General features: G+C 70.5%; 6 protein-coding genes. 4 read left to right on the top strand and 2 right to left on the bottom strand.

The window, feature by feature from the left end; all coding sequences use genetic code 11:
- Positions 1 to 392 precede the first annotated feature (392 nt).
- From PUR61_RS28705 to PUR61_RS28695, 3 genes are read left to right on the top strand one after another with little or no spacing between them, the layout of a single operon-like run.
- A complete protein-coding gene (locus tag PUR61_RS28705; RefSeq protein ID WP_329882393.1) occupies positions 393 to 1,634 on the top strand; it encodes an ATP-binding protein in 1,242 nt (413 codons plus the stop codon).
- A gap of 55 nt (positions 1,635 to 1,689) precedes the next feature.
- Positions 1,690 to 3,624 (top strand): Mu transposase C-terminal domain-containing protein, encoded by a 1,935-nt coding sequence (locus PUR61_RS28700; protein ID WP_329882392.1) that lies wholly within the window; start codon positions 1,690 to 1,692, stop codon positions 3,622 to 3,624.
- Entirely contained in the window at positions 3,621 to 4,388 is a 768-nt protein-coding gene (locus PUR61_RS28695; RefSeq protein WP_329882391.1) for an ATP-binding protein, read from the top strand. Before PUR61_RS28700 ends, PUR61_RS28695 begins: the two co-directional genes overlap by 4 nt.
- A gap of 361 nt (positions 4,389 to 4,749) precedes the next feature.
- Here the strand turns inward: PUR61_RS28695 and PUR61_RS28690 are convergent, their stop codons facing one another.
- A complete protein-coding gene (locus tag PUR61_RS28690) occupies positions 4,750 to 4,956 on the bottom strand; it encodes a hypothetical protein (RefSeq protein WP_329882390.1) in 207 nt (68 codons plus the stop codon).
- 265 nt (positions 4,957 to 5,221) lie between these two features.
- On the opposite strand from PUR61_RS28690, the gene PUR61_RS28685 reads away from it, so the two are divergent.
- Positions 5,222 to 5,866 carry a hypothetical protein gene (locus tag PUR61_RS28685; protein WP_329882389.1) on the top strand — a complete coding sequence of 215 codons (645 nt, stop codon included), beginning with the start codon at positions 5,222 to 5,224 and terminating at the stop codon, positions 5,864 to 5,866.
- Between the two features lie 42 nt (positions 5,867 to 5,908).
- On the opposite strand, the gene PUR61_RS28680 is transcribed toward PUR61_RS28685, so the two are convergent.
- Complete coding sequence (locus PUR61_RS28680; RefSeq protein ID WP_329882388.1) at positions 5,909 to 8,434, bottom strand: DEAD/DEAH box helicase; 2,526 nt, start codon at positions 8,432 to 8,434, stop codon at positions 5,909 to 5,911.
- Between the last annotated feature and the right edge of the window lie 624 nt (positions 8,435 to 9,058).

The following is a 9,058-nucleotide window of genomic DNA, read 5'->3' as shown; positions in this document are numbered from 1 at the left end:
GGTGTGAGTGGGTGGGGTGGTGTCAGCGGGTTGGGTGGCAGCCCGGCTGGTGAGTGCAAGGGCTCGTTGAGCTTGGTTTCTGCCTGATGATATCGCGGGCCTTGGCTGTCACGGGGTGACCAAACCGCTGCCGTAGTACGCGAATCGCGTCTAGCACAGCTGGTGGTCGGCTGACATGAGGACGCTCATTCCTGTGCGGCTGGCCGTGCCGGGGGTGTGGGCTGGCGCCTGTGACTGCCGATCCCCTGACCACACCGTCTGACCCGGCCCCGATGACAGCGCCCGACACCAGCGGGGGACCGCTGGTGTCCCGAGCGGGAGAGCGTGCGCTGGTACGGCAGGTGATGGTGCGGCGCTTGCTCGCGGTGGACGAGGCTGGTGCCTTGTCGTCGGTGCACGCGCGGATCGCGGCCGAGACGGCTGGGGTGTCGGTGCGCACGGTGTGGCGGTGGCTGGCCGAGGCCCGGGAGTCGGGCCGTGTGGAAGCGGCGCCGCGGCGCGGTGGGTTCACTGTCACGGACAAGTTGTGGGACCGGCTGTCCGAGCTGGGCGGGAACGTCGCTGCGCTGCACCGGGAGCTGACCGCACAGGCAGACAGGGTCGCGGCACCGGGCTCGGCCGGGTCGGTGCCGTCGTTGGGGACGCTGCACCGGGCGGTCCAGCAGGAACGGCGGGCCGGCCGTGTCCTGCACGGTGTCCGACCCGGGCGTGGCCGAGTGGAGCCAGCGGTGTACGACCGGGCGCTGGCGGAGCTGGCGTTGCCGGGCACGGTCGGCGAGACCGGCCAGACCCCGGCCGGGAGCCTCGCCTCGTCGACCGTGCCCGCCCCAGGGGCCCTGCCTGCGCTGTCGGCCGTGCCGGACGGCTCTGCCACGGTGGTGCCGTCGGGGGTGCTGTTGGGGGTGCGGTTGTACGTACCCGGCGCTCACGTGGTCGCGACAAGCCAGTCGGGCGAGGTGACGGAGGCGCTCGCTCACACGGTGGCCGCACGGGGGATCGCCTGCGTCTACGGGGACGCGGGGCAGGGCAAGACGGTCGCGGTCCACCAGGCCCTGGGCCTGCTGCCGCGCCGTCTACCGGTCTGCCTGGCGCAGGTGGCGGTGAAGTCGGCGCTGCCGCAACTGCGCGCCGCGCTGCTGACCGCGTTCGGCCTTCCGGCCACCGCGCTGACGAACCGCACGGACGCGGCCGACCGCGCGCTCATCGACGCCTTCAAGACTCCCGGCGTGCTCCTGATCGACGACGTCCAGCGCATCGCCGCCCCCGAGCTCGACTACCTTCGCCTGCTGGCTGACGCCCCGACCACCCAGATGTCGCTGGTACTGTGCGGGGCCGGCGCCGAGCGCACCCTCGCCCGCGCCCGCGCGCTGGCTTCCCGTGTACTGACCTGGCAGCACGTCCCGCGCCTGGAGACCTCCCAGATCCCCACCGTGCTGCGCCTGTTCCACCCGCTGTGGCACACCGCCACCGACGCCGACCTGCTGCACACGGACGAGACGTGCGCGCGGGGGAACTTCCGGACCTGGGCGAAGATCACCTCCCACGCCTACGCCGCGCTGGACCAGCACCCCGGCACCGGCGCCGACCGGGCGCTGCTGTCCAAGGCCTGCTCCCGCCTCGGCCCCAACCCCTGACCCCCTCTCAGCCACCGCCGCGCCAACCGTCACCGCCGACGAGAGAGGGACCCCGGTGAACTCCGTCCCCAACGACACCACCACAACGCCCGCGCCCGCCCAGGCCGAGCCCGCCCTGGACGCGGTGTCGTTGAAGGTCCTGCGCGCCCCTGCGGTGCGCCGCCTGCTGGCCTTGCGGGCCGAGGGCCAGCTCACCCGCGCGCACGTACGCACGACGGCGCAGTGCCTGGCGGTCTCGGAGCGCACGGTGTGGCGCTGGCTGGCCGAGGCCGCCACCACTCCCGCCACCGCCGACGCTCCTGGGGCACGCCGCGCCGACAGGTTCGAGATCACCCCGCAGATCCGGGTGCTGCTGGCCTACTGGCGCGGCAACGCCTCGGCGGTCCACCGCGAGCTGACCGTCCGCGCCCACGCAGCCGCCACCTCTGAAGGCACCAGCATCACCGCCCACGTAGCCGCCCTCGCCACCTTCGCCGCTCCTGCCGACGCAACCGTCCCCCTCGCAGGCACCGGCACCGGCGATGCCGACCACGAAGCCGCCACCAGGTACGCCACCCACGCAGCGTTCACCCCCGACACCACCACGCTCGACAGCAGCGACTGCGGCACCGGCACGGCAGCCACTGCTGCCGTCGCCGCTGTCCTTCTCCGACCGCCGTCCACGCCGTACCCGGCCCGCGCGGCGATCCCGGGCGGAGCTCCACCGGCCGCCGTCCCCGTGCTGGAACAGGTACCGTCGCTGGCGACGTTCCTGCGCGCGGTACGCCGTGACCTGACCGCGGGCGAGCTGGCCGGCTACCGCAAGGGCCCCGACGCGGCCCGCGCTCTGGACGTGTTCGGCAAACGCCCCCGCACCTGGCGCAACCACACCTGGGAGGGCGACCACGTCCAGGCCCCGCTGCGCGTTGCCGCGGGCGGACGACTGGTGAGCCCCTACGTCACCTGGTTCATCGACTGCGCCACGAAAGTGATCACCGGCCTGGCCGTGACCCCGGGCGTCCCCTCACGAGCCTCGATCCTGGTCGCGCTGCGCTCGGCAATCCTGCGCACCGGTGCCTACGGCCCGGCTGGGGGCCGGCCGGAGACGGTGCGGATCGACCGCGGCAAGGACTTCCTCTCCGTCACCGTCACCGCCGCCTTCGACGCGTTCGGGACCACCGTCGACGACCTGCCCCCCTACAGCCCCCACCTGAAAGGCAGCATCGAGAACCTCAACCGCAGCGCCACCCGGATGCTGTTCGCCGCACTGCCCGCCCACCGCACCAAGCAGCCCCGCCGCCGGCCCGACCGCCTCCCCACCGCCCCGGCCATGTCCTTCGAGGACTTCACCGCCGAAGTCCTGGCCTTCGTCACGTGGTGGAACACCCAGCACCACCCCGACGGACTCCACGGCCGCACCCCGCTCGAAGCCTGGAACCAGGACCCGACCCCGCTCACCGACATCCCCGCGGCCGACCTGTGGTCGTTCACCCTCGAAAGCGACGCCCGCACCCATGTCATCACCAGCCACGGCGTCCGCTTCAAGAGCCGCGACTACCTCGCCGACTGGATGACCGGCCAAGCCGGCCGCCAGGTCAGGGTCCGCTTCATGCCCCACCACACCCACGAGATCGAGGTCTGCGACCCCGCCGGCCGCCGCCTGGGCACCGCCCACCTCGCCGACCAAGCCACCCCCGAACAACTCACCGCCCTGCGCCGCGCCCGCGCCCGCCGCGCACAACGCCTCAGAGCCGACGCCAAGGCCGCCGAGCTCCTGCGCCACCAGCGCTTCGCCCCCGCCACCACCCCGACCCCGCCTCGCCGTCTGGAGGCCGTCACCGCCGCCGAGGCGACCCGGGAGCTGTCCCGCCACCACGAGAGCAGCCTCGCCGCCCTCGCCCTGCCGGACCTGATCCCGCCCGCCCCAGCACCGCCGGACTGGCCCACCCCCGCCACCATCAAAACCGCCCCCCGCCGCACCCCTGCGCCGCACCCCCAGGACGCCCCGTGACCCGCCGCCTGCCGCCCCCGCCCACCGACCAGTACACCGCCCTGCCCGAAGCCCGCCTCGTGGCCACCCGAGCCCTGCTCACCGTGCGCGAGAACCTCGCCGACACCATCGCCGCCCGCGCCATGACCTGCATCCACGGCGGCGCCGGCTTCGGCAAGACCGTCGCCGTCACCAGCTGCCTGCGCGAACTCGAACCCGCGGAAGAGATCCACCGCATCACCTTCCACGCCCGCCCCACCACCCGCGCGGTGCGCCACGAACTGTTCACCAGCCTCCAACTACCGGGCCAGCCCCCGCGCTACGCCAGCGAGTTCGACCACCTCCTCAAGGCCGCCCTCGCCGCCCGCCCCCGCACCCTCGTCCTGGATGAAGCTCAGTGGCTCTCCAGCGACCAGCTCGAGTACGTCCGCTACCTCTGGGACGACCCCTACACCCAGCTCGCCGTCGTCTTCGTGGGAGGCGAAGGCTGCTACCAGAGTCTGCGAAAGGAGCCGATGCTCTCCTCCAGGATCTTCATCTGGCAGCGCCTGGCCCGCCTCACCCCCGAAGAGGTCCTGGACGTCATCCCGCTCTACCACCCCATCTGGGCCGAAGCCGACCCCGCCGACATCGCCTTCGCCGACCAGCACGCCGCCCACGGCAACTTCCGCAACTGGGCCCGCCTGACCGCCCACACCCACACAGCCCTCCAACGCACCGGCCGCACCCGCGTCGACCAAGAAGTCCTCCGATGGGCCTTCAGCCGCCTCGCCTCAACCGGCTGAAAATCGAACAAGAGCGCTTCAATTCAAGCGCCCTCGTTCGATTCCCACCCCACTGCCACCGCCCACTCCAACCCGTGCCCTGCGAGCTGACTCGACCCCCGGCGGCCCGGTCCCCCAGGCGAGAGCACTACCGACTCGCTCGCCCTGAACTGGCAGGGGAACCCGGCCGCGTACCGGGCCGTCCTCGACTTGCTCGTCCGGGCCGCGACCTGGGCCCGGATGGGGCCAGCTCGTTGTTCTCATTGAGCCCGAGCACAGTCCGCAAGTCCTCCTTGTCGTGGCCAACTCGGTGTCCTGCGCCCGGAATCACTGGGCACTCGCTCAGCGGGGCCGGACCGCTGCCGGACGAAACTGCAGGTGCTCAGTAGCGCTGCTTGAGCCACCAGACGCCGAAGGACACGATCGCTCCGCCGAACGCCGTGGCGGCACCCCGGACCATCGAGAGCCCGATGTCGCGGCGTGCCCGATGCGTCCACTGCTTCCATCGAGCTGCCTTCGGCGAAGGCCGATCCGTCCCACTGAGGCCTTCCGGGTCGACAGGCTTGCTCGTAGGCTCGAGTACAGACATGAGTTGCTCCTTCAGCTGCTGTGTCTGATCCGACGGCTCGCTGCCCACCAGGGGGCCGTCGCTGTTTCTCGCTCCAGCGGCTCCTGTCCGAGATGTGAGACAAAAGGTCCCTCGCCGGGCCGCCGGGATCTACGAAAGCACCCGAAAAGGGCCTCTGACCAGCGGAAATAAGGAAAAGCTGAAAGAAGTTTCCACGAGTCTCAAGAGGGCTCTTCTGGGGTTCTGGCGTCACTAAGCAAGACCTAGCTAGTAAAAATGTGTCTACGTGGGTCATCCTGAGCAATCCCACACCGACGTCGAACCACGAGCGAGCGAGGAGGGCATGTTGCCCAGGTTGATGCGGCTGCCGAAGGAGGACAAGCTCCCGCCGGGGCCGCTTCGCGCCCTCGCAGCTGAACTGTTCATGCACTACCGCGAAGCCGAGGAACCGTCCCTCCAGAGGATCTCCGAAGTGGCCGCCACCCTCCCGGCCCCGGTCCAGGTCAGCCGAGAGACGATCCGCCGCCTCCTCACCGGCAAGAGCATCGTCTCCTGGCCCAAGGCCAACGCCGTCTTCCTAGCCCTCTGCTCCATCGCCGGCCAAGACCCCGATCGCGACCGCTGGGAGCGTCCGAACTACAGGGACGACGACGACTACTACCCCACGTGCCGGGCGCACCTGCGCAAGCTGTGGCTCGACTGCATGGACGGTGACAACGACAGCATCGTCCCCGCTCCCCGAGCCCAACCGCCCGGTGCCGACCCCGCCACACAGAACTCAGGTTGGGGAACCAATCCGACGAGCCAGAACTCGGGCTGGGGAGGCAGCCCGACAAGTCAGGCCAAGGCAGACGACCCCTGGACGAAGACCTTCAACTCCGTGCCGAAGAGCAGCTACACGAATCCCTTCCCCGAAGACCCACCCTTCTGACTCATGAGGCCGACGTACATGGCGGCCCCACCACGGAGCAGCTCAACCCCACACCACCCCGAGGGCCTCCAGCTGCCCGCGCTGCTCCTCGCTCAGCTTGTCCCGGCGGGCACGCTGGTTGTTGACCCAGACACCCAGCGCCAGCCCGTCAGCGGTCTTGTGGGTGCGGGCGGGCCGGGCGTGCCCGTGCTCGGCGACGAAGGCGGCCAGGGCCGCGAGGCCGGCCGCGAACCGATCCCCGCGGCTCTTGTTCGGCCGGGCCGCGACCTTCGCCCGGACGGCGGCCAGCTCCTGGTCCTCCTCAACCCCGAGAGCGCTCAGCAGGTCCCGCTGCTCCTGGTCGAGCTCGCCGAAGCCGGCCCGCTGCGCCTGCACCCACCGCCCGAGCGCCTCGCCCTCGAACTCGGTCTCCACCGGCAGCGCGGCCCAGTCCACCCGCCCGTCCGACTCCAGCCACCACGACCTGGCGGTGGCATACGAGCGCTGCCAGGTGATCGGCCAGCGCGGCGCCCACCACGGGTCGATCTCCTCCAGCGCTCGCCGCCGCTCCGGAGCCAGCGCCCCCTGCTCCCCGTCCGGGACCTGGGCCGCGGCCCGCAGCTCCGACAACCAGGTGCCGATCGCGTAGCCGCCGACCGACGCCCGCGCCGGCGCCGCCAACGACCCGCCGTGGCCCTTCGCCCACACCCGCGCCCAGTCGAGACCGGCCTCGAACCGCGCGTCCGACACGGACCAGATCATGCCGAGCGCGTCCAGCATCTCCACCCGGTATGACGCCAGTTCTCCGGCCGCATTCTCCCCGCGCCGGTCCGACAGCCACTTTCCAAGCGGGTAATTCCTGTTCTCCCCGACCATCGCGGAATAGGGGACGTCGAGGCCGCCGGTCTCCTCGAACCATTTCCGTGCGTGACCGATCCCCTCGCGCCACAGCTGCGTCTCGCCGACCAGGACCCTGGAGGCGATGAAGAGGGCGAGCACGTTCTCGTCCACCGGCGTCTGGAACCTCACCGGCAGCGTGAACGCCCCCGACCCGCCACCCGCACCAACCATGCTCTCACCAGGGCCAGAAGCAGCCTCGGCGCTGCGCCCCTTGGTTCGCTTGCCGGACTTCTGCGGCACCGCGAGGGCCTCCACGACCTTGGCGTCGTGGCTGCGCAGCGCGGTCAGGATCTTGACCAGGGGGCCGTAGGAATCGGACTCCAGAATGTCCCCGGGCTCCTCTCCGGGCTTGAGGAAAACCGGTACGATCAGGCTGGCAGTCTTTCCCTCACCGGGCTGCATGCGCAGGGCCCGGCCGATGGCCTGGACGATATCCACCATGCTGCCCCTGCCCTGGAGAAGCACTGAATCTGCATTCGGCATGTCGACGCCCTCGCCCAGGACTTTGCAGTTACTGAAAATCCGGTACCTGAGTCCGTCGTCCTCCTCGCCCTTCCCGAAATCTCCGATGAGCTCCTTCCGGTAGTCGACATCGTGTTCACCGGAGAGCCACTGCGCCCAGAACTCCGGCGGGTATTTCTGCGGATTCTCGAAATGCAGCTTCTCGACCGTCTGATTCAGCGTCTCCGAGAAATACCGCACCTCGATCGTGCGGCTGTGGAACGTGATGCAGCGTCGGAGGTCCCGCTCCACCACGGTCTTGACCAACCCGGCCTGGATCGCCGCGATCCGCGCGGCCGGCACCTCGTCCTCACTCCCGTCCTCGGCCTCGCCGACCCCCGGCCCCCACGGCACGCCCTGCGCCTCGGCCGCGGCCCGGTCGCCGAGCGGGTCGCGCAGCTCCAGGACCACGATCTCGAACGGGGCCAACAACCTCCTGTCGATCGCCTCCGCCAGGCCCAGGGAGTACACGTGCGGGCCGTAGATCCGCTGGTCGTCCATCGACACCGCCAGCTCCTCCGGCAGCGGCTGATAGGCGCCCTCGCGGCCCTTCACGGGGCGCTTGGGCGGCGCCCAGATCCGCGGGGTCGCCGTCATGTAGAGCCGCCTGTCCGCGGGGATAGCGGCCTGGTCGTGGACCACGGTCCAGGTCTTCTCGACACTGCCGGAGGAGCGGTGCGCCTCGTCGCAGACCATCAGGCCCAGTGGGGGCAGCAGCTCGCCCTGGCGCTCGGCCCAGTACTCGTAGGCGTCGGCGACCGCGCCCACGGACGTGTAGGTGGCGAACAGGGTGATAGGCCGGCGGTGCTTCGCGGCGTTCGCCAGCCACATGCCGATCATCAGCGGGCTGGTGCTCGCCATCACCCCGAACGGCAGCTCCGAGTCGACCAGCGAGCAGATGGCGTGCATGTCCCCGGAGCGCCCGGCCGCCCGCCAGGCGCCGACCATCTGCACCAGGAGGTCCAGCGTGGGCACGACCACCAGCACCGTCCCGCGCGGGACGAGCTTCTGGCCGGCCGCCGCACCGACGTAGCTCTTGCCGGAGCCGGTGGCCATCTGCACCGTCACCCGCAGCCCGTTCGGCGCCTGGTATCCCGGACGGGGCGTCAGGCCCCGCACGATGGCCTCCAGCACCTCCTCCTGGTGCCCGCGCAGTGAGATGCCGGCAGCGGACTGAGTGGCCTTCAAGCCAGGCTTTACGACGTTCACGAAGACGTTCCCCTCACCCATTCCCGGACCCACACCAGGGACCACACGGGAAATTCTGACAGTGCCCTACTGATACATTCGACGGACGGCCCGAGAATCGAGGCGACCGGAAACAGTGCGCGCGACAGAAGCGACTATCCGGCAGGATATCAGTCCCCGGTCACGAATTCCGGCGAACGCCCGAAAAGCATGGATCCGGACCCCACTTCCGGCGGGATAACCTGACGCCTGAAGACTGATACACCGGAGACCGTTGCTCACCCTTCGAGGGTAGCGCACCCCGACCCGCCGCGAGACCCAAACAGAGGTCTAGACCGTGGACTAGACCAATCTGGCAGGAGTGAAGCCGACCCGCACGCGCCCCCCGGCGCCCACCCCTCCCCCTAGTCAGCCTGTTGTGAGGTCAGTCAAAAAGCCAGCTCAAGCTTGTAATCCCGCCTCAGCCATCGGGCCTCATGGAGCGAAGCGGAGTGAGGCCGGCCAAGGCGCGAAGCGCCGGGCCCACCCGGGCGAAGCCCGGGTGCGGACACGCGGAGCGGGTCCGCCGCCTGACCGAAGGTCAGGCGCGAACGAAGGGCCGAAGGCCCGGAGGGACCCGCTCCG

Origin of the sequence: Streptomyces sp. BE20 (genome assembly GCF_036322525.1) — a bacterium.
Classification (GTDB): Bacteria; Actinomycetota; Actinomycetes; order Streptomycetales; family Streptomycetaceae; genus Kitasatospora.
The sequence above is the reverse complement of the archived record's forward strand: the minus strand, read 5'-3'. Positions and strand labels throughout refer to the sequence as shown.

Bases quoted from the DNA above. Each gene is read 5' to 3' on its own strand.
- PUR61_RS28690 (WP_329882390.1), bottom strand. From the start codon at position 4,956: ATGTCTGTACTCGAGCCTACGAGCAAGCCTGTCGACCCGGAAGGCCTC.